The sequence below is a fragment of the Seonamhaeicola sp. S2-3 genome (genome assembly GCF_001971785.1).
Taxonomy (GTDB): domain Bacteria; phylum Bacteroidota; class Bacteroidia; order Flavobacteriales; family Flavobacteriaceae; genus Seonamhaeicola.
The window spans coordinates 2,631,312-2,656,056 of the sequence record NZ_CP019389.1; the positions used below are offsets into that span (position 1 = coordinate 2,631,312).

General features: G+C 30.9%; 26 protein-coding genes and 1 tRNA gene. 17 read left to right on the plus strand and 10 right to left on the minus strand.

Annotated features, from left to right (window positions below; all coding sequences use genetic code 11):
• Positions 1-17 precede the first annotated feature (17 nt).
• Positions 18-698 carry a hypothetical protein gene (locus BWZ22_RS11455; protein WP_076700130.1) on the minus strand — a complete coding sequence of 227 codons (681 nt, stop codon included), beginning with the start codon at positions 696-698 and terminating at the stop codon, positions 18-20.
• Position 699: 1 nt separating this feature from the next.
• Entirely contained in the window at positions 700-1,521 is an 822-nt protein-coding gene (gene folP / locus BWZ22_RS11460; protein WP_076700131.1) for a dihydropteroate synthase, read from the minus strand.
• Between the two features lie 104 nt (positions 1,522-1,625).
• Here folP and BWZ22_RS11465 point away from each other — a divergent pair, with 104 nt between their 5' ends.
• From BWZ22_RS11465 to BWZ22_RS11500, 8 genes are all read left to right on the plus strand, one after another.
• The gene (locus BWZ22_RS11465) at positions 1,626-2,171 is read left to right on the plus strand and encodes a DUF1599 domain-containing protein (protein ID WP_076700133.1); all 546 of its coding nucleotides are present in this window, start codon (positions 1,626-1,628) and stop codon (positions 2,169-2,171) included.
• 29 nt (positions 2,172-2,200) lie between these two features.
• On the plus strand, positions 2,201-2,557 hold the full coding sequence (locus tag BWZ22_RS11470) for a four helix bundle protein (protein ID WP_157607954.1): 357 nt from the start codon (positions 2,201-2,203) through the stop codon (positions 2,555-2,557).
• Positions 2,558-2,623: 66 nt separating this feature from the next.
• Positions 2,624-3,931, plus strand: coding sequence for a BT_3928 family protein (locus BWZ22_RS11475; protein ID WP_076700136.1), 1,308 nt, complete (start codon positions 2,624-2,626; stop codon positions 3,929-3,931).
• Positions 3,932-3,947: 16 nt separating this feature from the next.
• Positions 3,948-5,024: an ABC transporter permease gene (locus BWZ22_RS11480; protein WP_076700137.1), complete on the plus strand. Its 1,077-nt coding sequence runs from the start codon at positions 3,948-3,950 to the stop codon at positions 5,022-5,024.
• Positions 5,025-5,079: 55 nt separating this feature from the next.
• Positions 5,080-5,562: a TlpA disulfide reductase family protein gene (locus BWZ22_RS11485; RefSeq protein ID WP_076700139.1), complete on the plus strand. Its 483-nt coding sequence runs from the start codon at positions 5,080-5,082 to the stop codon at positions 5,560-5,562.
• 50 nt (positions 5,563-5,612) lie between these two features.
• Complete coding sequence (gene tpiA, locus BWZ22_RS11490) at positions 5,613-6,362, plus strand: triose-phosphate isomerase (RefSeq protein ID WP_076700140.1); 750 nt, start codon at positions 5,613-5,615, stop codon at positions 6,360-6,362.
• Positions 6,363-6,466: 104 nt separating this feature from the next.
• Positions 6,467-7,300 carry a 50S ribosomal protein L11 methyltransferase gene (gene prmA, locus BWZ22_RS11495; protein WP_076700142.1) on the plus strand — a complete coding sequence of 278 codons (834 nt, stop codon included), beginning with the start codon at positions 6,467-6,469 and terminating at the stop codon, positions 7,298-7,300.
• 30 nt (positions 7,301-7,330) lie between these two features.
• Positions 7,331-7,606: an ATP-dependent Clp protease adaptor ClpS gene (locus BWZ22_RS11500; protein WP_076700143.1), complete on the plus strand. Its 276-nt coding sequence runs from the start codon at positions 7,331-7,333 to the stop codon at positions 7,604-7,606.
• 1 nt (position 7,607) lies between these two features.
• Here BWZ22_RS11500 and BWZ22_RS11505 read toward each other — a convergent pair whose 3' ends face one another.
• From BWZ22_RS11505 to BWZ22_RS11530, 6 genes are all read right to left on the minus strand, one after another.
• On the minus strand, positions 7,608-7,874 hold the full coding sequence (locus tag BWZ22_RS11505; protein ID WP_076700145.1) for a heavy-metal-associated domain-containing protein: 267 nt from the start codon (positions 7,872-7,874) through the stop codon (positions 7,608-7,610).
• An 8-nt stretch (positions 7,875-7,882) separates the two neighbouring features.
• Complete coding sequence (locus BWZ22_RS11510) at positions 7,883-9,292, minus strand: rhodanese-like domain-containing protein (RefSeq protein ID WP_076700146.1); 1,410 nt, start codon at positions 9,290-9,292, stop codon at positions 7,883-7,885.
• Positions 9,293-9,370: 78 nt separating this feature from the next.
• Entirely contained in the window at positions 9,371-10,165 is a 795-nt protein-coding gene (locus tag BWZ22_RS11515) for a sulfite exporter TauE/SafE family protein (protein ID WP_076700148.1), read from the minus strand.
• Complete coding sequence (locus BWZ22_RS11520) at positions 10,166-10,579, minus strand: DUF6691 family protein (RefSeq protein WP_076700149.1); 414 nt, start codon at positions 10,577-10,579, stop codon at positions 10,166-10,168.
• 3 nt (positions 10,580-10,582) lie between these two features.
• Positions 10,583-11,140, minus strand: a complete 558-nt coding sequence (locus tag BWZ22_RS11525) for a YeeE/YedE family protein (protein WP_076700151.1) — start codon at positions 11,138-11,140, stop codon at positions 10,583-10,585.
• 60 nt (positions 11,141-11,200) lie between these two features.
• Complete coding sequence (locus BWZ22_RS11530; protein ID WP_076700152.1) at positions 11,201-11,836, minus strand: Crp/Fnr family transcriptional regulator; 636 nt, start codon at positions 11,834-11,836, stop codon at positions 11,201-11,203.
• Positions 11,837-11,917: 81 nt separating this feature from the next.
• On the opposite strand from BWZ22_RS11530, the gene BWZ22_RS11535 reads away from it, so the two are divergent.
• A tRNA-Arg gene (locus tag BWZ22_RS11535) sits at positions 11,918-11,991 on the plus strand.
• A gap of 93 nt (positions 11,992-12,084) precedes the next feature.
• Here BWZ22_RS11535 and BWZ22_RS11540 read toward each other — a convergent pair.
• Both BWZ22_RS11540 and BWZ22_RS11545 read right to left on the minus strand, forming a co-directional pair.
• Positions 12,085-13,020 carry a transposase gene (locus BWZ22_RS11540; protein ID WP_076697218.1) on the minus strand — a complete coding sequence of 312 codons (936 nt, stop codon included), beginning with the start codon at positions 13,018-13,020 and terminating at the stop codon, positions 12,085-12,087.
• Between the two features lie 43 nt (positions 13,021-13,063).
• Entirely contained in the window at positions 13,064-13,447 is a 384-nt protein-coding gene (locus BWZ22_RS11545; protein ID WP_076697215.1) for a hypothetical protein, read from the minus strand.
• Positions 13,448-13,625: 178 nt separating this feature from the next.
• Between BWZ22_RS11545 and BWZ22_RS11550 the strand changes: the two genes are divergently transcribed.
• From BWZ22_RS11550 to BWZ22_RS11585, 8 genes are all read left to right on the plus strand, one after another.
• On the plus strand, positions 13,626-14,222 hold the full coding sequence (locus BWZ22_RS11550; protein WP_076700154.1) for an RNA polymerase sigma-70 factor: 597 nt from the start codon (positions 13,626-13,628) through the stop codon (positions 14,220-14,222).
• 133 nt (positions 14,223-14,355) lie between these two features.
• Positions 14,356-15,507, plus strand: a complete 1,152-nt coding sequence (locus tag BWZ22_RS11555) for a FecR family protein (protein ID WP_076700155.1) — start codon at positions 14,356-14,358, stop codon at positions 15,505-15,507.
• A 156-nt stretch (positions 15,508-15,663) separates the two neighbouring features.
• Positions 15,664-18,888, plus strand: a complete 3,225-nt coding sequence (locus BWZ22_RS11560; RefSeq protein ID WP_232225146.1) for a SusC/RagA family TonB-linked outer membrane protein — start codon at positions 15,664-15,666, stop codon at positions 18,886-18,888.
• A gap of 10 nt (positions 18,889-18,898) precedes the next feature.
• The gene (locus BWZ22_RS11565; RefSeq protein WP_076702474.1) at positions 18,899-20,293 is read left to right on the plus strand and encodes a RagB/SusD family nutrient uptake outer membrane protein; all 1,395 of its coding nucleotides are present in this window, start codon (positions 18,899-18,901) and stop codon (positions 20,291-20,293) included.
• Positions 20,294-20,450: 157 nt separating this feature from the next.
• Positions 20,451-21,728, plus strand: coding sequence for an amidohydrolase family protein (locus BWZ22_RS11570; protein WP_083692317.1), 1,278 nt, complete (start codon positions 20,451-20,453; stop codon positions 21,726-21,728).
• Positions 21,725-22,816: a TlpA disulfide reductase family protein gene (locus BWZ22_RS11575; RefSeq protein WP_076700158.1), complete on the plus strand. Its 1,092-nt coding sequence runs from the start codon at positions 21,725-21,727 to the stop codon at positions 22,814-22,816. The genes BWZ22_RS11570 and BWZ22_RS11575 overlap by 4 nt, the downstream gene beginning before the upstream one ends.
• Before the next feature lie 30 nt (positions 22,817-22,846).
• On the plus strand, positions 22,847-24,010 hold the full coding sequence (locus BWZ22_RS11580) for a TlpA disulfide reductase family protein (protein ID WP_076700160.1): 1,164 nt from the start codon (positions 22,847-22,849) through the stop codon (positions 24,008-24,010).
• 335 nt (positions 24,011-24,345) lie between these two features.
• Positions 24,346-24,657, plus strand: coding sequence for a DUF6660 family protein (locus BWZ22_RS11585; protein ID WP_076700161.1), 312 nt, complete (start codon positions 24,346-24,348; stop codon positions 24,655-24,657).
• Positions 24,658-24,745: the final 88 nt, after the last annotated feature.

Below are 24,745 nucleotides of genomic sequence, written 5' to 3' on the forward strand. Positions count from 1 at the left end.
AATTTAAGAAATTAGAGTTAATAAATAAATTCCTCTTTTAATATGGTTATGTTTTTTAAATCTAATTCTAATAGTTTAGATTTTATTGTAATGTAATCTTGAAAAGAAAGGTTTTTGTTAAAGGCTACAATAATATTAGTATCAGGTGTAGCTTCATCTTTTATTGTATTTAAATGGTTTGTGAATTCTTTAATATTTGAATGATTTATATTCATTTTTTCTTTATAAGTATATATCTTAATACTATCAATTGTATTAAAATCAACTATAACATTTTTACTAGCTACAGATAAGTTGTCTGTTATTAAATTAGCTATATTTTTATTAGAGTAAACAATATCTGTAAACTCCACAAACCCTAAATTATTTATACTAGTATCATGGCATGTAAAATAGTTTTTAGCTTTTTCGTTTTTATGTCCTGCTTTAGCCTTTTTTTCTTGTAAAAATTTAATGTGAGGAATTACTTGTTTTAAAGACAGACGTTTATCAACGTTTACCAACCAATTGGTGGTACTAATAAGATTTTTTCGGTTTAACTCAACGCTATCGGGTTGGGTTTCGTTATAAAATAAATAGGCAGCCGAAACGTCTTCAATTTCTGTAATGTTAGAATGGTTAATTTTTGGCAATTCAACTACTTTTTTATTGCACGAAAAGATGAAAACAAGAGCAAATAATAAGGTGATTTTTTTCATATTAACTTAACATAGAATTCAATTTAATACATTCCATAGCTTCTTTTACGTCATGCACTCTTAAAATAGAAGCGCCTTTTTGTAAAGCAATGGTGTTTAAAACAGTGGAGCCATTTAAAGCATCTTTTGCTGTGTTATTTAAAAGTTTATAAATCATAGATTTTCTAGAAACTCCAACCAGTATTGGTTTTTCAATCATTTTAAATAATTCTAAATTATTCAAAAGCTCATAGTTTTGCTCTAAAGTTTTTGCAAATCCAAATCCAGGGTCAATAATAATATCTATTAAACCTAATGATTTTGCTAATGCAATACGCTTAGAAAAATAAAGGAGAACCTCTTTAGTTAAATCATTATAATCTGTTTGTTCTTGCATGGTTTTAGGAGTTCCGCGCATGTGCATCATAATGTACGGTACTTGTAATTTAGCAACCGTTTGTAGCATGTTTTTATCTAATTTTCCTCCAGAAATATCATTAATTAAAGCAGCTCCAGATTTAATACATTGTTTTGCCACTTCACTTCTAAAGGTATCTATAGAAATTAAAGTGTTTGGGAAATGTTTAAGAACTAATTTTACAATGGGAAGAATACGTTTTAGTTCCTCTGTTTCACTAACAAAATCTGCTCCAGGACGAGAGCTATAAGCGCCAATATCAATAAAAGTGGCGCCTTCGTGTAGCATTTTTTCAACCTGTTTAATAATGTCTTTTTTATTGTTAAACTTACCGCCATCATAAAATGAATCTGGTGTAATGTTTAAAATGCCCATCACTTTTGGTGATGATAAATCAATAAGTTTTCCTTTGCAATTAATGGTCATTTATACCGTTTTGTGTGGTGTTTGTACTTGGTTTAAAATTTAAAGCATAAACCTTGATGATTAAACTTTTTTATGCGAAATTTACACAAAATTCATATTTATTCATGCAAGATACTTCAAAACAATACAACGCGGTAATTGATACGTGCAAAAGTTTATTTATTAAGAAAATGACAGATTACGGAAGTGCTTGGAGAATACTGCGTTTACCTTCTTTAACCGATCAAATTTTTATTAAAGCACAACGTATTAGAGGCTTGCAACAAAATGATGTTCAGAAGGTAGATGAAGGACAAGAAAGTGAATTTATAGGAATTATAAATTACTGCGTTATGGCACTTATTCAAATTGAAAAAGGTGTGGTAGAGCAACCAGATTTATCAACAGAAGAAGCTGTAGAGTTATATGAAAAACACATAGCCATAACTAAAAAATTAATGGAAGATAAAAACCATGATTATGGTGAAGCCTGGCGTGATATGAGAGTGAGCAGTTTAACCGATTTAATTTTGCAAAAACTGCTAAGAGTTAAACAAATTGAAGATAACGCGGGTAAAACTCTAGTTAGTGAAGGTATTGATGCTAATTATCAAGACATGATTAATTATGCGGTTTTTGCTTTAATTCATTTGGGAGAATTAAAGCAATAATCAAATTTTAAAAGTAAAAACCCAAAATATTGAGTAATCAAAAGCCATTTAATTTAGAAGATAGAACGTTTGAATTTGCAAGAGATTGTCATTTTTTAATCAAAAATTTGTCAAAGACAATTTCAAATATTGAGGATGCTAAGCAATTGGTTAGGGCATCTGGTTCTGTTGGCGCAAATTATATAGAGGGAAATGAGAAGCCAGGAGAAAAAGATTTAAAATATAGAATTAAAATTTCAAGAAAGGAAGCCAAAGAAAGTGAATATTGGTTAAAATTGTTGAAATCACAGAACCCTAGTCATTCAAATGATATTGAGAAATTAATAATTGAAGCTGCTGAAATTAGAAAAATACTTTCTACAATTATCAATAAGTTAGACGGTTAGTTGAGTTATATCAAGCAGAGTAACATTTTGGGATTTATTTTTTGTTATTTGTAATTTAAAAAATTTATGAAACTATTAGTAAACATTTCAAGAGTATTTGTTGGAGTACTATTTATTATTTCAGGATTTATAAAATTGAACGACCCCCTTGGGTTTTCATATAAACTTCAAGAATATTTTAGTCCAGATGTGTTAAATCTTCCTTTTTTAGAACCTTACGCACTTGGTTTTTCAATATTTGTGGTGGTTTTTGAAGTTGTTTTAGGGGTGTTTTTACTTATAGGTTATAAACCAAAATTTACGCTGTGGAGTCTGCTTTTAATGATAGTGTTCTTTACCTTTTTAACCTTTTATTCAGCTTATTTTGATAAGGTAAAAGACTGCGGTTGCTTTGGCGATGCTTTAAAATTATCTCCTTGGGGTAGTTTTACCAAAGATGTAGTCTTACTAGTTTTTATTTTAGTGTTATTTACTGGTCAAAAACACGTAAAACCCTTATTTAGTAAATTACCAACAACAGTACTAGCATTGTTAAGTTTTATAGTAAGTTTATGGTTTGGTTATCACGTGTTAATGCATTTACCAGTCATAGATTTTAGAGGTTATGCTATTGGTAAAAATATAACAGAAGGTATGACTATTCCAGAGGATGCTCCAAAGCCTGTAGTAGAATATTCTTGGAAGTTTAATGTAAACGGAAAAGAAGAAATAATAAAAACTAACGGAACTTACCCTACAGTAGATGGAGAATGGATAGGAGTTGAAACTAAAATTATAGATGAAGGATATGATCCTCCAATAAAAGATTTTTCTATTGGAAGTGATGATGAAGATTTAACAGAACATTTTTTAAATGAAGAAAATGTAATTGTTGTAGTATCTTATAGTTTAGAAAAGATTGAAAAAGGAGGCGCAAGTAAACTAAAATCTTTTACAGAAAAAGCCATTGAAAATGGCTATCAAGTTATTGGTTTAACAGCTTCTAGCGAAGAAACTAAACAGAAAATTAATAAAGACTACGGTTTAAGTTTTAATTGGTATTTATGCGATGAAAAAGTCCTTAAAACAATTGTGCGCTCAAATCCTGGTGTTTTAGAATTAGATAATGGCACCGTGAAGCAAAAAGTACATTGGAATGACTTAGAAGATTTTAAATTGCCTAAAGTTGAAAGAAAAGTGCCTGTTGAGCAAAAAAAAGAAATATTACTATATAGAGTTAATGATAGTATTTCTACCAAAGAAAAAGTAGAAGCAATAGACTCTTCTATAATTGAAAGTATTAATGTAATTAAAGACTCTGTTCAATTAAACCAATTGAATTCTCAAAATAATACTTCTTATACAGGGATTATTGATGTTAAGCTAAAGGAGTAAAAAAAAATCAACATTATTGATTAGCTACTTATTAAATAAAATTATTTACGCTACACTTACATTATTTGGTGTAGTAACTGTTATTTTCTTTTTATTTAATGTGCTTCCGGGAGATCCTGCTCAAATGATGTTGGGGCAAAATGAAGACACAGAACAACTAGCATTAGTAAAACAAAAGTATGGGTTTGATAAACCTATCTCTACTCAGTATCTATATTATTTAAATGATTTGTCGCCTATATCATTCCATTCCAATTCAAAAGAAGATTATACATCTTTAGAAAGTAGAAAATACGCTGCTTCTAAATTATTCACAATTGGTAATACAACAACAGTTATAAAGTTTCCATACTTAAGAGAATCGTTTACCAAACAAGGAAAACGAGTTACCGAAGTTTTGGGTGAAACCTTACCAAATACCTTTGTTTTGGCAGTTTCGGCAATATTAATTGCTATATTTTTAGGTGTTGTTTTAGGCATTATTTCAGCACTTTATAAAGATACTTGGCTAGATAAATTAATTCAATTAGTTAGTACTTTAGGTATGAGTGTGCCATCATTTTTTAGTGCCATTTTGTTTGCGTGGTTGTTTGGTTTTGTATTGCATAAATACACTAATTTAGAAATGACAGGAAGCCTTTATGAATTAGATGATTTTGGTGAAGCTATGCATATAAAGTTGAAAAATTTAATCCTTCCTGCGGTAGTTCTAGGTATTCGTCCGTTAGCAGTAGTTATTCAATTAATGCGAAATTCACTTTTAGAAGTTTTTAACCAAGATTATATAAGAACCGCCAGAGCTAAGGGCTTAAGCGAATTTCAAATTATAAAAAAACATGCCATTAAAAATGCTATGAATCCGGTGGTTACAGCTATTTCGGGTTGGTTTGCATCAATGTTAGCAGGCGCTGTGTTTGTAGAGTATATTTTTGGGTGGAATGGCTTAGGAAAGGAAATTGTAAACGCATTAAATACTCTAGATTTACCCGTTATTATGGGGGCTGTTTTGGTAATTGCAACCATGTTTGTAATGATTAATATTTTTGTCGACTTAATTTATGCTTGGTTAGATCCTAAAGTAAAACTTAATTAAATTTTATCTCCACAAAAGTGGAAATCTCATTATTAAAACAATAAAAATGAAGCATATGAATTATCTTTTAATACTATTAGTTAGCTTGTTCAGCTGTAATACAGAAACACCCACACAATTTAGTGAAGCTGCTTTAAATGATACTTTTATAACCATAGAGGGTAATGAGGTTTCGTTTAAATCAATTTTAGAAAAACACAAAGGCAAAACTATTGTTATTGATGTTTGGGCCTCTTGGTGTGGCGATTGTTTAAAAGGCATGCCCAAAGTAAAAGAGTTACAAGCTGCTCATAAAGATGTTGTGTATGTATTTTTATCGTTAGATAAAACACAAGATGCATGGAAAAAAGGTATAAAAAAATATGATGTAGTAGGAGACCATTATTTTATGAAATCTGGTTGGAAAGGTTCTTTTGGAAGTTTTATAAAATTAGATTGGATTCCTAGGTATATGATGGTAAATGAAGCTGGCGAAATCGTTGTATTTAAAGTTATTGAAGCTAATGACGAAAAACTTATTGAAGCTCTAAAAAAATAAGTATTTTAGCATCAGTTTTATAACTCATATAATCATAAATACATCATCTAATGAGAAAAAATATTGTTGCCGGTAACTGGAAAATGAATAACGATTTATCTCAAACCGAAGCGTTATTAGCAGACTTAACAAATCAAACAAAAACCTCAAATGCAGAGGTTATGGTAGCACCAACTTTTACTAATCTTTATCAAGCTTATCAAGTATTAAGAACTACAGATATTGAGGTTGTAGCTCAAAATATGCACTTTGCAGAAAATGGAGCTTATACAGGAGAAATAAGCGCAAGTATGTTAAAAAGTGTTGGCGTAAAAACTGTTATTTTAGGCCATAGTGAGCGCAGAGAATACTTTAATGAAACAGATGACATGTTAGCTAAAAAAGTTGATGCAGCCTTAGCTAACAATATGCGTATAATTTTCTGTTTTGGTGAAGAATTAGCCGATAGAAAAGCCGGTAATGAAGAAACAGTTGTTGGTAACCAAATAAAAAATGCTTTATTTCATTTAGAAGCTGAAGCGTTTAAAAATATTATACTAGCATATGAGCCTGTTTGGGCTATTGGTACAGGAGAAACAGCAAGTCCAGAACAAGCACAAGATATGCATGCATTTATAAGAAAAACATTAGCCGATAAATACGGAGCTGATGTAGCAGATAGTGTTTCTATTCTTTATGGAGGTAGTGTAAAACCAGCAAATGCCAACGAAATTTTTTCTAAACCAGATGTAGATGGAGGATTAATTGGTGGCGCATCATTAAAAGCAGAAGATTTCTTTGCAATAGTAAATGCATTTTAATTAGAATAAAATGTCTTGCTGAACTTATTTTCAGCATTTCAATAATAACTTCAAAATAACCTCGCGAATTATTATATTCGTGAGGTTTTTAATTTAAAATGAGTATGTCAAACATTATATATATAAGTTACGAATTTGAAGTTCAACCACTACAACCTGCAGTAGAAATACTTATTGCTGAATTAGGGTACGCCGGTTTTGAAAGTTTTGTAGAAACAGAAACAGGTGTTACAGCATATATTCAAAAAGAGGAGTGGCATGAGAATATTTTAGACCATATTCAAATACTAAACTCCAATGAGTTTGAAATTACCTATACATATTCAGAAATAGAGCAAACCAATTGGAATGCAGAATGGGAAAAGAATTTTAACCCTATTGTAGTTGATGATATTTGTGCGGTTAGGGCACCTTTTCATGAAAAGTTTAATACAGAGTATGATATAGTTATAGAGCCTAAAATGAGTTTTGGCACAGGGCATCATGAAACTACACACATGATGATGCAACATATTTTAAAGTCTGATGTTAAAGGTAAAACCGTTTTAGATATGGGCTGTGGTACAGGTGTTTTAGCCATTTTAGCAGAGTTAAAAGGAGCAAAATCTATAGACGCTATAGATATTGATAATTGGTGTTATTTGAATAGTTTAGAAAATGTAGAAAGAAATAATTGTAAACAAATTAGTGTTTTTGAAGGTGATGCTTCGCTAATAAAAGGAAAAACCTATGATGTTATAATAGCTAACATTAACCGAAATATTTTGCTTAAAGATATGCACGCTTATACTACAAGCTTGAATAAAGGAGGTACGTTACTTTTAAGCGGTTTTTATAATGATGACATACCTGTAATTGATGCCGAAGTTTCAAAATATAATTTAAAAATAGACCAAGTTATTGAACGTAATAATTGGGTAGCCGTAAAGTATATTTAAGATTTTTTTTTAAATTTGGTGTAAGCTATGATGAATACTAAAGAGAAAATACAAGAAGAATTAGACGTTTTAGAAGACGAAGCTAATTTAAACGAAATTGTGTTGTATAACGATGAGGTAAACACCTTTGATCATGTTATAGAAACACTTATTCATGCGTGCGAACACACCCCAGAACAAGCAGAACAATGCTCTATTATTGTTCACTACAAAGGTAAATGTACCGTTAAAACGGGTGAGTATGAAGATTTAGAACCACGCTGCACTATGTTATTAAATGCAGGCTTAAGTGCCGAAATAGTTTAAGTTACTTCATTCTTCCAATAGCGCAACTTACAAAAGATTTTGCTTTTGTAGTTAGTGCATTTTTATCACCTAAAACCGGGTAACCAATTTTAGCCAATAGTGTTTTGGCTTCGTCTAACACGGTGTCATTTTCATAAGAAAAAGATACTGTATTTTTTTCTGGGTTAACTTGTACATTGTTAATTAAATCTAACCCTGATAGTTTAGAGGTAATTGTATTAGCACAACCACCACATTTTAAGTTTTGTATTTCTAAAGTTATTTCCATTGTTTAATTTATAAAGTTGAAGGACAAACGTAATTAGTTTTTGGTAAATTGGTATTTTTAATATCAGTAAAACCACCTGCAACGTCAATTACATTAAAGCCTCTAGCTTTTAAAATAGACGCAGCAATGACTGACCTGTAACCACCTGCACAATGCAAGTAGTATGTGGTTTTTTGGTCAATTAAATTCATGTTATCGTTTATGTAGTCTAGCGGGAAATGAAATACATTGTCACCTTCTATACGTTCAGATTTGTATTCTCCCTCTTTTCTTACATCTAAAATTTTTATATTGTTTTCTTCATTTCTTTTAGCTAACTCTTCGGCAGATATAGACTCCATAGTTTCAATATCTTTTTTGGCAACTTTCCAAGATTCAAACCCTCCTTTTAAATACCCCAAAGTATTGTCATAGCCAACACGCGATAATCGAGTTACGGTTTCTTTTTCTTTTCCTTCAGGAACAATCAACAAAATGGGTTGTTGTAAATCTGTAATTAAAGCACCTACCCATGGTGCAAAGGCACCATTAATTCCAATAAAAATAGAATTAGGAATATGTCCTTTTACAAACTGTTGCTCAGTTCTAACATCAAGAATTAAAGCACCTTCTTGATTTGCTACTGTTTCAAACTCATCGGGGTTTAAAGCAACATCGCCTTTTTTTAGTACGGTATCAAAATCTGTGTAACCAGACTTATTCATCATGGCATTTTTAGCAAAATATTGAGGAGGAGGCAAAATACCATCAAGAACTTCTTTAATAAATTCTTCTTTTGTCATGTCTGCTCTAAGAGCGTAATTGGTTTTTTTCTGCTCACCTAAAACGCCAACGGTTTCTTTGCTTAAGTTTTTTCCGCAAGCAGAACCTGCACCATGAGCAGGATAAACAATAATGTTGTCTTCTAAGGGCATTATTTTGTTTCGTAACGAATCATATAACATACCCGCTAAATCTTCTTTAGTTAAATCAGATTTAATAGCCAAATCTGGTCTTCCAACATCGCCTAAAAATAAGGTGTCTCCAGAAAAAATAGCATGGTTTTTTCCGTGTTCATCAATTAGTAGAAAGGTAGAAGATTCTAAAGTATGTCCTGGTGTATGTAGAACTTTTATAGTAACATTCCCTAATTTAAAAGTTTCATTGTCTTTAGCTACATAGGCCTCATAATTTGTTTGGGCTTTTGGACCAAAAATTATAGTAGCCCCAGTTTTTTTTGCTAAATCTAAATGACCCGATACAAAATCTGCATGAAAATGAGTTTCAAATATATATTTAATTTTAGCATTTTCACTATTGGCTTTATCTACATATTGTTGTGTTTCGCGTAGTGGGTCAATAATTGCTACTTCGCCGTTAGACTCAATATAGTAAGCCCCTTGCGCTAAACACCCTGTATATATTTGTTCTATTTTCATTGTTAAGTTTAGTCTTAAAAAGTTTTGCAAAATTACAAAATAGTTAATGTTAATTCTGTGACTTTTGTCACATTAGCGTTAGTTTGTTTCTCTGTAAATAATATAAATAGCCATAATTAAAGTAAAAAAACCAAAGCTCTTTTTTAGCTTTTTACCGCTTATATATTTAGATAAAAATACGCCAATTAAAATACCTAAAACGGATGTTAAGGTGAATAAAATTAGGAATGTCCACTCTATTTCTAAAGTTTGAACATCACCTATAAAACCAATTAAGGAATTAATTGAAACTATAATAAGTGATGTTCCAACTGCTTTTTTCATAGGAATATTGGCCCAAAGAACCAAAGCAGGAACGTATAAAAAACCTCCGCCAGCACCAATAATTCCTGTGATAGTTCCTATTATTAATCCTTGAATAAATGTTTTATAATAGGCTTGTTTTTCTTTTGAAGTTTTATTGCTTCTTTTATTTTTAATCATTGAAATGGAAGAAATTAGCATGATAATAGAAAAGAATATCATGATTCCCATTTCTTTGGTTAGTGTTAAATTATTTCCTAAAGATAACAGTGTATCAGGTATATTAGGTACTAAAAAGCGTCTTGATAGATATACGGCAAGAAAAGAAGGGAATGAAAATGCTAATCCTGTTTTTATATCAACTAGCCCTTTTCTATACTTTTGAAAGGTTCCTACTAACGATGTTGTGCCAACCACAAACAAAGAATACGCTGTTGCAATAATTGGGTTGTACCCCAAAAGATACACTAATAAAGGAACCGTTAAAATAGAACCACCTCCACCAATAAGACCTAAAACTAAGCCAACAACTAAAGCGCCAATATATCCTAATATTAAGGTGTTATCCATTTAGTGAGGTAATTTATCTTTTATAACACCGTAAATAAAAGTGCCAACTAAAGCAGCGGCTATTACAATTATCATGCTATATACGCCAGTGCCTAATAAAATATACATAGGGCCAGGGCAGGCACCTATTAAAGCCCAACCTAATCCAAAAATGATGCCTCCTAATATATATCTGGTAAATCCTTTTTCTTTTTTAGGAGCATCAATTTGTAATCCTTCTGTGTTTTTTAATTGTTTTCGTTTTGAAATTTGTAAAAAAATAACACCTGTAGCTATGGCTGTACCAATAATTCCATACATATGAAAAGATTGAAATCTGAACATTTCGTATATGCGAAACCATGAAACAGCTTCAGACTTTACTAAAACAATTCCGAAGAAAATACCAATCAATAAAAATTTTAAATACTTCATATGTTAAAATATTAGGGGTAAAATAAAATTGGTCATTATTAAGCCTCCAATAAAGAATCCAATAACAGCTATTAGAGATTGTTTTTGTAAACTACTAAGTCCGGTAATGGCATGACCCGAAGTGCATCCGCTAGCGTATCTGGTTCCAAAGCCCACTAACAAGCCTCCAATTATTAATAAAATTAATGACTTTATTGAGGTTAAGGCTTCAATAGAAAACATTTCGTTAGGTAAAAGTGTTGCTCCTGGATTTTCTAAACCTAAATCTTGTAGTTCTGCAATTGTGATTGGATTTAAATTTGTAGGTGTTTCATTTGAAAGAAATTGCGTAGCAATAAAACCTCCAATTATAGCACCTAAAACTACAATAAGATTCCATTTATGATCCTTCCAATTAAATTTAAAAAAGTCTGAAAATTTATTAGCTCCTAAAACGGTACACATGGTTCTGAGGTTAGAAGACATACCAAATGTTTTGCCAAAGTAGAGCAATAAAGCCATTACAAATGCAATTAGTGGTCCTGATATATACCAAGGCCACGGGTTTAAAATAATTTCCATTTTTCTTTTTTTTAGTGTAAAAGTATGATGTTGTATAATGAGCTATGTAACAAATGTTACTTAAGTAGGGAGAATTTTAATTTTGTTTCTACCAAGTTGTATTTTTTTCTCATTTTCTAACTGTTTTAAAAGACGCGATATTACCACACGAGATGAATGTAAGTCTTCGGCAATATCTTGGTGTTTTATTAAAATAGTATCAGAGTCATTAAGCATTGCTTTGTTTACTAAGTATTTATATAAACGCTCATCCATTTTAAGAAACGCAATACTATCAATAGCATCTAGCATTTCATCAAATCTTGTTTGGTAGCTTTCTAAAATAAAATTCCGCCAACTTTCATTAATATGAAACCATTCTTGCATTTTTTGAACAGGAATCATTATAAGCGTAGAGTCTTGTTCTGCCACCGCTCTAATTTTACTTTTTGATGTTCCCATGCAGCAGGTTAAAGACATGGTACAAGTTTCGCCAGCTTCTAAAAAGTAAATGAGCAAATCATTTCCTTCATCATCTTCTCTTAAAATTTTAATGTTTCCACTTAATAATAGCGGGATGTGTAGCATGGGTTGGTTAATATCAATAATGATATCATCTTTAGAAAATGATTTAAATATGCCAACTTCTGATATTTCATCAATAAGATTCTTATCTAAGATGTAGTTAAATTTTTGGTACAGTATTTCTTTATCCATACTTCAAAAATACGGATTTATAAATTTGAAATAAATAGTTTGGTAGAGTTTTAATAAATAGTATATTTGCACCCACAAAATGGCCACGTGGCGCAACTGAATAGCGCATCTGATTACGGCTCAGAAGGTTGCAGGTTTGAATCCTGCCGTGGTCACTAAACGGGACAAATTCTTAATATTAAGATTGTCCCGTTTTTATTTTTTGTATCAAAAAACGGATCAAGTCCAAAATCTGGGTTTTTACCATTTTAAGAATATAATTTAATCAAGCGATATAAGAAGTATTCCGTATTCCTGACTCCCCTAAATTGAGATCTAAAAGCCTTTACTTTGGCATTAAAGGATTCAGCTGAAGCATTAGTACTTCTGTTTATAAAATAGTTGAGTACAGAGCGGTAATTTAAAGTAATACTATTGGCTACCGTTTGGAAGCTCTTAAATCCTGACTCCTCTACATCTTTGTACCAGTGGGCTAGTTTGGTGTAAGCTACTTTAATATCTATGGCTTGGTTAAAAATATTCCTCAAGCCTTGAACAAGTCCATAAGCTTTCTTTAATTCTGGGTATTCATTAAACAATATCTGTCCCCTCTCTTTCTGATTTGGAGTCCATTTATCTGGGGATTTATACAGTAGATATCTACTCCTGGCCAGGAGTTGTTTTGAGCTATCACCATTAGAAAAAGTTACAGGTTTAAATTCTTTGTCGGCAGCTCTAGATAGCTTTATCTGTTCATTTTCTTGATCCAAAGCTTCCCATCGGTATTTGATACGAAGATCTTGGAGCGCCTCTATTGCCAGCTTCTGTACATGGAACCTGTCTGTTACTTGGATGGCTTTCGGGAAACATTTAGTGGAGATTGTTTTCATAGAGTTTGCCATGTCTAAGGTAATCTCTTTCACTTTAGCACGCTTCTTTGCTGGGATCTTCAAGAGTTGTTCGATAATAGGCTCCACTTTAGTTCCGTGGAATATCCCAACTAAAGCCCCTTTCTTTCCTTTGGCCTTCTTATTGGTAATGATGGTATAGAGCTCTCCCCTGGACAGCGCTGTCTCATCAATGGATAAATAAGAACCTAAGTTTTCAGGGAAAACAAGCCACTGTTTAGCATGACTCTTATGCTCCCATTGCTTAAAATCACTTAAGTGATCCTTATAATGTCTTTGAAGCCTTTTTCCGGACATACCATACTGGTGCCCAAGTTGTTGGCTGCTCAGAGCAGTATTATCAGTCGATTTCTTTTAAAAAAGCAGCAAACTCTTTTGATATTCGAGTTCCCTGTGCAATAAATTCATCCCATTCACGACTTACTTTAATCCTCTTTTTATCAAGTAGAACGTCCCAACGCCTTCGTTTAAGATTTAATGATAGTAGATTGTCTCGAACGGGATAATCCTCGATTATTCGAGGCTCCATGAAGCCACTGGCTTTATACTTGCAATCCTTGTACTTAGATGGTATTTGTTTTTTCTCCTCCAAATATATCGTTAGACGGTTCTCATATAAAACATGCTTTATAGGCTTCTTATCGAATCCAACAATATCAAAATACTCTAATATTCCTTCTGGTAATATTAAACTTAACAAGGATAACTCAGTGTCTTTATTCATCAATATAATTTAAAGTACAAAGAAAATTATTTTTCTCTTTAGACCCAACTTTTGAGATTGATCCCAAAAAACCTTGTTGATACTATAAATAATGTGAAAGTTTCTGTTTCAATTTGTAATAATTAAAAAAAAATACTTTTTAATTATTTATTTTAGCTCATATTATTAACAAATAAAATTGGCTGATTCACAAAAAGTTATTGATAAAGAGTTGATTAGGCGTTTTAATGCAGGAGACGAGAAAGCGTTTAAAGTGCTTTATGACCTATATTGGGAGCCACTATTGGTTTCAGCTTTTAATATTGTAAAGAAAAAAGGTGCTGCTGAAGACATTCTTCAGGACATATTTGTTAATCTTTGGGTAAAACGAGGAAATATAGAAATAAAAACATCTTTAAAAGGGTATCTATATTCTTGTGTTTTGTATAAAACTTATGATTATTTTAGAAAGAACAAAAGTGTTTATACAGAAGATTTTACTTCAGATTTTAGTAAAAGAGTAGAAACGACTACCCCTGAATCTAAAATGATTTATAACGAATTAATGGCACATCTTAATACAGCCATTGAAAATCTTCCAGAAAGAAATAAAGAGGTCTTTAAATTAAAACGCGAAAGACATTTAAGTAATAAAGAAATTGCTCAGCAACTTAATATTTCTATTAAAACCGTTGAAGCACATATGACAAAATCTTTAAGAATTTTAAAAGCTTCAATAAGTAATATTGCAACATTAGAATTAATAACGTTCTTGTTTATTGATATAGTTTCTTAGCGTTTCGTCTTGCGTTCCCAGGCTTAAAATTTTGTAGAAAACATGTTTAAATTAAAAAAAAATGATTTTCCCGTTAGGGTTACGTCTTTTTTTATCGACTTAATTGTATCACAGTATATTTTGTAAAAGGAAAATGAGCCAAAAAGATAAAGATCACCTACTGTTATTAATTGATAAATTGTTTAAAGGAAACATCTCTAATGCTGAAGTAAAAAAACTTAGCAATTTTTTTATTAGCCATCAAGAGTCTAATGAATGGCCTTTTGAAATTGAAGGAAAAAGAAAGTATAAAGAGAAACTTTATTCTAAAATAGAGTTAGAGATTACCAAAAGAGGCTTAAATAACGCTAAAGTAGAGCCTTTATATAAGCGTAGTATATTTAAATATGCAGCAGCTATTTTAGTATTCATTGCTGCGGGTTACTTCTACCTAACAAAAGATACTCAAGTTGAAGATATTATATCTACTACAGCAAACAATCAAATTAGAATAGGTACAGATAAAGCCATTTTAACACTTGAAGATGGTTCTAATGTTATTTTAGAAAAAGGACAAGCTTATGTTTCAGAAAATATTTCTGGTAATGGAAAAGAAATTATATATGAAAACAGATTACATAACACAAAAAATATTGGCTATAATTATTTAACTATACCCAGAGGAGGGCAATACTTTGTTAAACTATCTGATGGTACACAAGTATGGTTAAACTCAGATTCTAAGCTTAAATATCCCGTTCAATTTGTTGATGGAGAAACCAGAGTTGTAGAGTTATTGTATGGCGAAGCTTATTTTGATGTCTCTCCTAGTGCCGAGCATAGAAACTCTAAGTTTAAAGTTTTTACTGGAGACCATGAAATTGAAGTTTTAGGAACAGAATTTAATATTAATGCCTATAAAGATGAAAGTGAAATTTACACCACATTAGTAGAAGGAAAAGTAAGTGTAAACTCTGGAATATTACATAAGCAATTAATACCTGGCGAACAATCAAAATATAATAAAATAGATAAAGCAATAAAAGTATCAAAAACAGATGTATATAATGAAGTTTCTTGGAAAAGAGGCACTTTCAGTTTTAAAGGAAAACCTATTAAAGATATTATGAATGTACTTTCAAGATGGTATGACTTTGAAGTTTATTTTGAAAATGAATCTTTAAAGAAAAAAACATTTGGGGGTGTGTTTTCTAAAGATCAACGTATTGAGGATATATTGATGATGTTTGAAAACACCAATAAAATTAGCTTTGAAATATCAGGTAAAACAATTACCGTAAAATAAAAAAGAGAGCAGAGTTTAGACCTTCGACCGACCAAGCTCTGTCTCTCAACATGATCGATTAATTATTAACAATAACTAACCAAAACGCTCAAATTTATGAAAAATTATTTTAGTAGAGCTCTTATTTATTTAAGGGAAAGGCTTTTATTTAGGCTTATGAGATTATTTATTTTTTTATGTTGTACACTAACTTTTGGTTTTAATTCCAAAACGGGGTTTTCTCAGAATACCAAAATATACATTGATAAAGATCAAGAAATATCTGCAATAGATATTTTTGAGTTGATAAAAAAAGAAACGGATTATAAATTTATTTATAGTACGGAAGCTTTTGAAAATATCCCTAAAATTAAATTAAAAAAAGGTATTGTTACAGCTCATGAGTTATTATCAAAAAGTTTGTCTTTTAGTAATTACCAATATGAATTAACAGAAGACAAAACCATTCTTCTGAAAGAAAAATTAGCTGTTAAACAAGAGCGAACAATTTCGGGTGTAGTAACCGATGAAAATGGAGTGCCTTTGTTGGGAGTAAGTGTGTTGGTTAACAGAAATAAAGTAAACTTTAAAGGTACAACCACTAATTTTGATGGAAAATATGAAATAGCTGTTAATACTGGGGATCTTATAACCTTTAGTTATTTAGGTTTTGTTCCTCAAGATGATATAATTTTAAAAGATCAAACCATACTTAATATTGTGTTAAAGGAAGATGCAACCAAACTAGATGAGGTTGTTATTTTAGGGTATGGTGAGGTTGCTAAACAGCAACTAACAGGTGCGGTTACTAAAATAGATACTAAAGTACTACAAACTACCCAAAATGTATCTTTTGCAGATGCTTTAATTGGTATTATACCAGGTATGCTAGTACAAGAAAGTTTCTCAAACCCAGATACACCGCCATCTATTCTATTGCGAGGTGTTGGGTCTATAAATGCTGATACAGAGCCTTTAATTGTGGTAGATGGTGTACAAATGCCTGGAGGATTTAATGCTTCGGCTATTAACGGCAACGACATTAAAAATATAAGTGTTTTAAAAGATGCTGCAGCAACTTCTATATACGGATCAAGAGGATCAAATGGTGTTATTTTAGTTTCAACTAAAAGAGGTCAAAAAAATAGTAAGTTACAAGTTAGTCTAAATACAAGATTAGGGTTTAAAAATCCAGATAAATCATTTACCAATGATCTTATGAATGCTTCTCAAAAGCTCGATTATGAAGCAGCTTTAGGGTTTTATGATGACGAACCAGAATTATTGGAAGAACGAAGAAATTCTGGTAATAATATTAATTGGGCAGATTTGTTAATTGATAATGAAATTAGTCAAAACCATGATATTGCTATTTCAGGAGGCGGTAGTAAGTCCAGTTATTATTCATCTATTTCTTATAGTAAGGTCGATAATACATATGGTAGTGAATACGAGCGCTATACAATTAACATGAAAGCCGATTTTGATTTGCATAGAAAACTAAAATTGGCGTTATCTGGTAATTTTGGAAATGTTAATAACCAAGACAGACGTGGTGTGGGAAATCCTTTTTCCAACGCCTTTTTATTAAACCCTTTTGAGCAGGTATTTGATGAATTTGGAAACCCAAATAGAACCATATCCGTATTGAGTGCTTTTGGAGGGCAACCTTTAAATCCGCTTTTTGTTAGAGAGAATACTAATATTGAATCGGTAAGAAAAAATATTGGTGGTAGTGCAAACTTAACTTTTAATCCTCTTAATTGGTTAACTTTAAACGGAATTTTAGGAGCAAACTATAATACATTTAATAGCACTAACTATGAAAATGTAATTGTTGATGGAGGCGAATTAAGTTCTAGTAATGGAAACGATAGTAATTATACGGCAACCTTTACTGCCACTGCCAATAAATCCTTTAACAGGCATAATTTCAACTTAGTAATCGGTAATGAATACAATGAAAATGATTCTTATAGTTTTTCAGGAAGAGCAACGGGATACGAGTCAGATGCTGTTCAAATTTTAAGCGCCTCTACCAACCCTCCAACCATTAATGAGGGTAAGTCACATGCGGGCTCCATTTCTTACTTTTCAAGATTGAATTATTCTTTTAATAGTGTCTATAACCTTTCACTATCCTACAGAAGAGATGGGTCGTCAAAATTTGGTGATAATAATAAATATGCCAATTTTTGGGCTATAGGGACATCTTGGAACATCCATAAAGATTTTTTTAAAGAAAGCAAACAAATTAGCAATTTGAAATTGCGATTTAGTACAGGAACTTCAGGAAATGATTTTATTGGAGATTTTGCTTCTAAATCACTGTATGAATATAGATATAGCTACAATGATATTAGGGTACCAAGCTTATCAAGAGGAAATAACCCAAATTTAACTTGGGAAAAAAATAACAATACCAATTTTGGATTGGATTTTGGACTGATTAACAATAGAATTTCAGGATCTTTTGATTATTATATTAGAATTACAAAAGATTTATTAAACGATGTCCCTATTCCATTAACCTCTGGTTTTGATAATTTAACATCTAACATTGGTGATTTTGAAAATAAAGGTTTTGAAATAGCGTTGCATACAATTAATGTACAAAATAAAGATTTTAGCTGGGCAACAGAGTTTACTTTTTCAAACAATAAAGGCACTGTAATTTCATTAACTGAAGATAGAGAACTTATTTTACGCGGTAATATTGCTTATAAGGAAGGCAGTCCTATTAATGCACTGTATATTGTAGACTGGGCGGGAGTAAACCCTGATACTGGTTTTAATCAATATAGAGATGCTGATGGAAATCTTATTGATTATGATACGAATATTAGTACTGGAAATCGTAATGAAATTACAGGTCTTAAAGCAGTAACAAATAAAAGTTCTATCCCAAAATATCATGGAGGTATTACCAATACATTTACTTATAAAAATTTTGATGCATCATTTTTAGTTTCATTTTCAGGAGGAAATTATGTTCTTAATAATGGTGTACATGATTTGTATAATAATGTGGCTTTAAACCAGCACGTTAATGTATTAAACGCATGGAAAAACCCAGGAGATCAAACCAATGTAGCTGTTAGAGCACTAAATCCTTTTAATCCTAGATTTTCATTAAATTCAGACTTTGAAGCATCCACACAATTCTTACAAGACGCTAGTTACGTAAAACTTAAAAACTTTGTAATTGGTTATACCCTAAACAATAATATTTCGAAAAAAATAGGCATAGAGCGTTTAAGAATTTTTGCCCAAGGACAAAACTTATTCACTTTTACAGATGTTGACTATATAGATCCAGAGTTTGCCAATGGAATTGGGGGCATAGGCCTGAGTTCATCTATTAATAGAGGATTTTCTTTTGGTATTAATGCTAACTTTTAATTTAAAACTTATGAAAACATTTACAAAATTTATATATATATGTATCATTGTTTTTGGACTTTCAAGCTGTTCAGATAACATTTTAGATAAAGAACCTTTAGATGAAGTATCGCCAGAAACATTACTTCAAACAGAAGGTGGTTTTAGAAGTGCTTTAGATGGCGTTTATGCCATTATGAAACTAGATTTTTTAGGCTATAATTTTTGTATTTATTCTATACCTGAAGCGTTAAGTGATGATATAATCTTAGGGTCTCCTTCTGGTTTTACCTTTGACAACACTCATAACGATTTTTATACACTTAGTTATAATGCTGATTCGTTTCAATCTGAAGGATTTTGGGAAATTTCTTATGAGGCTATAAATAATGCCAATACACTAATAAAAGCAGCTAGAACAAGTAATCTTCCTAATAAAGATGCCTTTTTGGCCGAAGCTCTTGGATTAAGAGCCTTGTTGCACTATAATTTGTATCGTTTCTTTGCTCCAGCCTTTAATACAGACAGCAGTGCGCTTGCGGTGCCCTATAGATTTGAAACCGATGAACTTTTAGACATAAATCCTAGAAATACAAACCAAGAGGTTATTGATTTTGTAATAACAGATTTGTTAGAAGCTGTAAGTTTAGCAACTAACGATGTAAACTCATATAGATTGTCTAAAACTGGTATAGAAGCTTTGTTGGCTAGAGTTTACCATGAAACAAACGATTTTGAAAATGCCATTATTTATGCAGAAAAAGCATTAACCGATAGTAGATATACGCTTGATACCGAAGAAATGGCATTTGAAAACCAATGGAGACAAGACGATTCTAATGAAATAATTTTTAGAATTCGATTTGGAAATTCAGACGATGGTAGCAATGCGGCGCTACTGTCTGTACCAGTTTATTTTAGTTTTCCATATTATGTGTCTGATGATTTAATAAATCTTTACGACCAAGCAAATGATATTAGGTTTAATGCCTATTTTGAACTTGAACCATTTGGTTCTGGCGCCTTCTACCCTAAAAAGCATATAAGTGAAAGAACGGCTACGTCATCTAGCCCAGGAGTAACAGATATTAAACTGATACGTGTTCCTGAATTGTACTTAATTCTTGCTGAAGCTTATGACCATACAGGTAATCCTGAAATGGCTCTGAAAAATTTAAATATTTTAAGAAATGCCAGAGGTATTGGAGACTATTCAGGAAGTGATTTATCTAATGAAATTTTAGATGAACGCAGACGTGAACTTGCATTTGAAGGCTTTAGGTTTACAGATTTAAAAAGGAAAGGACAAGGTTTTACAAGAGCAGATGGAAGTTCTTTGGCACCAAAAGATGGCCGCTTTGCGTTACCAATTCCTCAATTAGAAATTGACAGGTCTGGTTTAACTCAAAATGACCCATATAAATAATCCCCTTTTTTTATTAAACAATAACTGTTTTAACACTGTACTACTTGATTATAACCGAATTTGTAGGTAGGCCTATTTCAGTAACCCTAAATTAAATTGATGAAGGTTGTGTTATATATGCACAGCCTTCATTTAAACACAATGAATAATAGATTAGATGAAAAAAACAATAAAAATATATTTATTTATCCTTTTAATTATTGGAATAAATAACTGCTACTGTCAATATCAAGGATATACAACCGATACTGATTCGTTATTAGTTTTAAAAAATGGTTCAATAATAAGCTTAACATCACAAGAGGGTTCTGTAAAAACAGGAACAATTATAATTAAAGCAGATAAAATTGAAGAAGTCTTTTTTACAGAAAACACAAAAGAATATGCTAACGCTAAAGTTATAGATTTAAAGGGTAAATATATATTACCTGGCTTAATAGATGCACATGTACATTTAGCAACAGTACCTAAAAAAAGCCGAAAAGAAAACCAAAAGGAGGTAGAAGCGGTACTACTAAAAATGATTAACTCTGGAATTACCACGGTAAGAGATATGGCTGGAAATGCTATTATACTTTCAGATTATGCACGAGCAAGTCGCTTAAATCAAATTCCTGCTCCTTCAATTTTTTATGCTTCACAGTTTGCAGGTCCAAAATATTTTAATATGACAAGAAGACATTCAAACAATCCCGAAGATAAAAGTGATAAGCCTTGGGCGCAAACCATAACCGATTCAACAAATATAGCCTTAGCAGTGGCAAGAGCAAAAGGATCTGGTGCTACTGGAATTAAAATTTATTCAGATTTAAGTGCTCATTTAGTTAAAAACATTGTAGAGGAAGCAAATAATCAAGGGCTACAAGCTTGGAGTCATTCTGCTGTGTTCCCCGCATCGCCTATGCAAATAGCAAATGCAAAAGTAAACACGATGTCTCATGCTTGGGATATTATGTACGGTTTAAAAGAGGATGGTGAAATTACCCGAGAAAGTTTATCAAATAAAATTGATTTTAACAGGTTGGATAGAATATTACTGTTAATGAAAAAGAACAAAGTTATTTTAGATCCAACAAACTATATAGCAGAAAATAACAATATGAATGGTGTAGAAATTCCAAAGCGCGCTCATGAATTAGGAGTGAAGGTAGCTGTGGGAACTGATTGGCCTTATTTGTATGAACCAGAAATCCCCTTTTTTAAAGAATTAAAACTTCTTGTAGATAAATGTGGTTTTACCAATGCAGAAGCATTATATAGTGCTACAAAAGTAGGAGCCGAAAGTATAGGGTTAGCAGATAGAGGTACTATAGAAAAAGGTAAAAAAGCTGATATTATTATAGTAAACAAAAACCCTTTAGACCATATAGAAAACTTAAAAGATATACACACTACTATTAAGTCTGGAATTATTTATAAAAAAGAAAAACCATGAAAAATATCATTATTTTATTATCTATTACATGTATCTTATTTACTAGTTGTAGCCAAAATACACCTCCAACTATTATTGGTGAAATAGTAGATAACAAGAAAATAGAACAAATTGAACTTTTTGATTTAGAGAGTGAGAATAAAACAATTCTAGATTCTATTAACATAATAAATAAAACGTTTAACCATAATCTTTCTTTTAAAAATGTTAAAGTTTTAGAAGTTCAAACAAATGATTATAAGTTACCTAGACTTGTTTTCTTTTATGAGCCTGAATTGAACTATAAATTCATTATTAATGGTAATAATATGTCAATTGTAGCTCCAAATAACTCTCTACAAGCTGAATATAATAAGTTATTAAAAAAGCTAACCCCTTTAAACCAAAAGTTAACTGAGGTATCAAAAGATACGACTCTAAGTAAAAAAGACCTTAATAGGTTATCATCAAAATATTTTGAAAACCTTTTGGACATTCAAAAAGATTATATAAAAAAACACCCAAAATCTTATATTTCTTTATACTTACTTAAACATATAGTTCGCTACTTTGATGTACTAAGTTATCATGAACTTAATGCCTTTTATAAAATAGTTAATAATGAGGAAAATAAAGGTAAAACAATGCTAAGCTTCATAGAAAATAAATTAAAAAGCAAAGCTGAAAACCGTATTATAGGTCAGAAAGTTCCTGAGTTTTATTTAAAAAACCCTAACAATAAGGTGTTTACGCTTAATGATTTTAAAGGCCACTATACACTTATCGATTTTTGGGCAAGTTGGTGTGCACCGTGTAGAGTGACTAATAAAAAAATTATCCCACTATATAATAAATACAAAGAAAAAGGTTTTAAAATAGTTTCTATTTCCTTTGATGATGATAAAGAAAAATGGGTAAAAGCTATTAAAGATGATCAAATTCCTTGGATACAACTTTCAGATTTAAAAGGATTTAATAAATCTGAAATAAAGGAACTTTATAATGTTGAAAGATTACCCAGTACTTATGTTATAGATCCTGAAGGTAAAGTAGTTGATCAATATTTAACCCATACCGAATTAGAAGAACTTCTAGAAACAATTTATTAAAACTAATAGCTCGTACTAAATTTTAAAAAGATGAAAAATTCATTCACTATAATAACCCTATTAATATTTACATTAATTACAGTAAGTTCTTGTAATAACACTGAAGAAAAAGATAAGCAAATTATTAAAGGAACAATATCCGGTTTAGAAAATAACCCTGTTGTTTTAATGGATGACAAATTTTTTCCTTTAGATACTGTGCAAGCAACCAATAACAGCTTTGTTTTTGAACATAAACTTGATATAAATAACCCTAAAATGCAAGGTATATATTTACCACAATTAGCTAATAAACCTGGTGATTTGAAAGGTAAACGAAATAAAGCGTATTTTTTTATTGACAGTAAAAATATTAATATTAAAGGAGAGATTTTAGATGACAACTTATTAAATGTAAAAGTTACCGGATCTCCAATTACAAAAGCGTATAAACATCTAGAAGCCAATTTTCCTGCTAGTATTGAAATGGAAAAGTATGCAGAATTATATAAGAAAGCGTTTAAACTTTACAATGATATAGAACAAAGTGAAGAAAATTTAAAAAACTTAAATTATTATAGTCATATATTAGATTCGTTAAATGTGGTAAAAGGACAAAATATAGTAGATGCTATAAATACTAATTCAGAAAGTATAGCCCTTTCTTATATTGCTTACAATAGATTTAAAAGAAAATCGCCTGAGTTTCTTAAAAATTTGGTAAATAAGTTCTCTCCAAGCATTAAAGATTCTCATTATATTTCTCTTTTAAATAAACAAATAGAATTAAAAGAAAATTCCTCTATTGGTGCAATGGCTCCAGATTTTGAATTGGCAAATCATGTAAACAAAAACATAAAACTTTCAGACTTTAAAGGCGCTTATGTACTTATTGATTTTTGGGCAAGTTGGTGTGGACCATGTAAAAGGGAAATCCCTTATTTAAAACAAGCTCATGAAAAATTTAAAGACAAAGGTTTAAAAATAGTATCTGTATCTCTTGATAGTACAAAGGAAGAGTGGTTAGAATCATTAGAAGAAGAAAATTTACCATATATAAAACTATGGGATGAAAAATTAATAACAAAAGATCTATACCAATACCTAGGTATTCCTTGGACGGTTCTAGTTAATCCAGAAGGCAGAATAGTAAAATTAAATGAAGGGTTAAGAGGGGAAGATTTAGAGAAAACCTTAAAAGAGCTAATACAATAATAACTATAACTATTAGCTAAAAATAGAGGAATGGAACATATCTATTTTATGATTTTTTTTTAGTTGTTTAAATTGTATATGTGTTCAAGATATTAAGGAGACCAGTAAAGCTTAAATGCAGAAATAACAATAACAACGATCTCTAATAATCTTGGTTAAATTATAATAGTATAGAGTTAACAAAAATGAAGCATAGTTATCAAATAAAACGTGGGTTTTAGATAAGTACAAAATACAGCTTACTTTTTTATAGATAGTAAAAATATTAACATAAATACGTTTAATAAATTGTTTTTTTACAACCATTGAATAGTTAATTTTATACCCTTTCTTTAATGAAATTTTTAGCATGCTTATTAGCTATAACAATGTTGGCATTATCTGCAATTCCTTGTTCTGACGGTCAAAACTTAAAAAACCAACAGTATGAGGAAATGCATGCTGCTCATAATCATCAAGAAGAAAGTGGAGACTGTTGTCCAGTTACCTGTATTTGTAATTGTTGTGGTGCGTCTATTACGTTTACGTCTTTAACTACATTAGTATTATTTTATTTTTCCAGAGTTCCAACTCAATTAATAACGACCTATCAGTCGAATTATCGATTCGATTTTTATTTTGGTATTTGGCAACCGCCACAAGTTTAATTCAGTTTTTAAATGGATAGCTATATCCAATTTTGAGCCTAAAGGGTTCATTTCATTTCGTGTAATTCTATGTCTTATATCAGAATTG

What these genes read in the sequence shown, in the direction of transcription:
- BWZ22_RS11525 (WP_076700151.1), bottom strand. Translation starts at nt 11,140, where the DNA reads ATGGAAATTATTTTAAACCCGTGGCCTTGGTATATATCAGGACCACTA.
- prmA (WP_076700142.1), top strand. Translation starts at nt 6,467, where the DNA reads ATGTCAAACATTATATATATAAGTTACGAATTTGAAGTTCAACCACTA.
- BWZ22_RS11585 (WP_076700161.1), top strand. Translation starts at nt 24,346, where the DNA reads ATGAAATTTTTAGCATGCTTATTAGCTATAACAATGTTGGCATTATCT.
- BWZ22_RS11565 (WP_076702474.1), top strand. Translation starts at nt 18,899, where the DNA reads ATGAAAACATTTACAAAATTTATATATATATGTATCATTGTTTTTGGA.
- BWZ22_RS11485 (WP_076700139.1), top strand. Translation starts at nt 5,080, where the DNA reads ATGAATTATCTTTTAATACTATTAGTTAGCTTGTTCAGCTGTAATACA.
- BWZ22_RS11530 (WP_076700152.1), bottom strand. Translation starts at nt 11,836, where the DNA reads ATGGATAAAGAAATACTGTACCAAAAATTTAACTACATCTTAGATAAG.
- BWZ22_RS11575 (WP_076700158.1), top strand. Translation starts at nt 21,725, where the DNA reads ATGAAAAATATCATTATTTTATTATCTATTACATGTATCTTATTTACT.
- BWZ22_RS11520 (WP_076700149.1), bottom strand. Translation starts at nt 10,579, where the DNA reads ATGAAGTATTTAAAATTTTTATTGATTGGTATTTTCTTCGGAATTGTT.
- BWZ22_RS11545 (WP_076697215.1), bottom strand. Translation starts at nt 13,447, where the DNA reads ATGAATAAAGACACTGAGTTATCCTTGTTAAGTTTAATATTACCAGAA.
- BWZ22_RS11570 (WP_083692317.1), top strand. Translation starts at nt 20,451, where the DNA reads ATGAAAAAAACAATAAAAATATATTTATTTATCCTTTTAATTATTGGA.
- BWZ22_RS11560 (WP_232225146.1), top strand. Translation starts at nt 15,664, where the DNA reads ATGAGATTATTTATTTTTTTATGTTGTACACTAACTTTTGGTTTTAAT.
- BWZ22_RS11555 (WP_076700155.1), top strand. Translation starts at nt 14,356, where the DNA reads ATGAGCCAAAAAGATAAAGATCACCTACTGTTATTAATTGATAAATTG.
- tpiA (WP_076700140.1), top strand. Translation starts at nt 5,613, where the DNA reads ATGAGAAAAAATATTGTTGCCGGTAACTGGAAAATGAATAACGATTTA.
- BWZ22_RS11455 (WP_076700130.1), bottom strand. Translation starts at nt 698, where the DNA reads ATGAAAAAAATCACCTTATTATTTGCTCTTGTTTTCATCTTTTCGTGC.
- BWZ22_RS11510 (WP_076700146.1), bottom strand. Translation starts at nt 9,292, where the DNA reads ATGAAAATAGAACAAATATATACAGGGTGTTTAGCGCAAGGGGCTTAC.
- BWZ22_RS11465 (WP_076700133.1), top strand. Translation starts at nt 1,626, where the DNA reads ATGCAAGATACTTCAAAACAATACAACGCGGTAATTGATACGTGCAAA.
- BWZ22_RS11540 (WP_076697218.1), bottom strand. Translation starts at nt 13,020, where the DNA reads ATGTCCGGAAAAAGGCTTCAAAGACATTATAAGGATCACTTAAGTGAT.
- BWZ22_RS11500 (WP_076700143.1), top strand. Translation starts at nt 7,331, where the DNA reads ATGAATACTAAAGAGAAAATACAAGAAGAATTAGACGTTTTAGAAGAC.
- BWZ22_RS11580 (WP_076700160.1), top strand. Translation starts at nt 22,847, where the DNA reads ATGAAAAATTCATTCACTATAATAACCCTATTAATATTTACATTAATT.
- BWZ22_RS11475 (WP_076700136.1), top strand. Translation starts at nt 2,624, where the DNA reads ATGAAACTATTAGTAAACATTTCAAGAGTATTTGTTGGAGTACTATTT.
- BWZ22_RS11505 (WP_076700145.1), bottom strand. Translation starts at nt 7,874, where the DNA reads ATGGAAATAACTTTAGAAATACAAAACTTAAAATGTGGTGGTTGTGCT.
- folP (WP_076700131.1), bottom strand. Translation starts at nt 1,521, where the DNA reads ATGACCATTAATTGCAAAGGAAAACTTATTGATTTATCATCACCAAAA.
- BWZ22_RS11515 (WP_076700148.1), bottom strand. Translation starts at nt 10,165, where the DNA reads ATGGATAACACCTTAATATTAGGATATATTGGCGCTTTAGTTGTTGGC.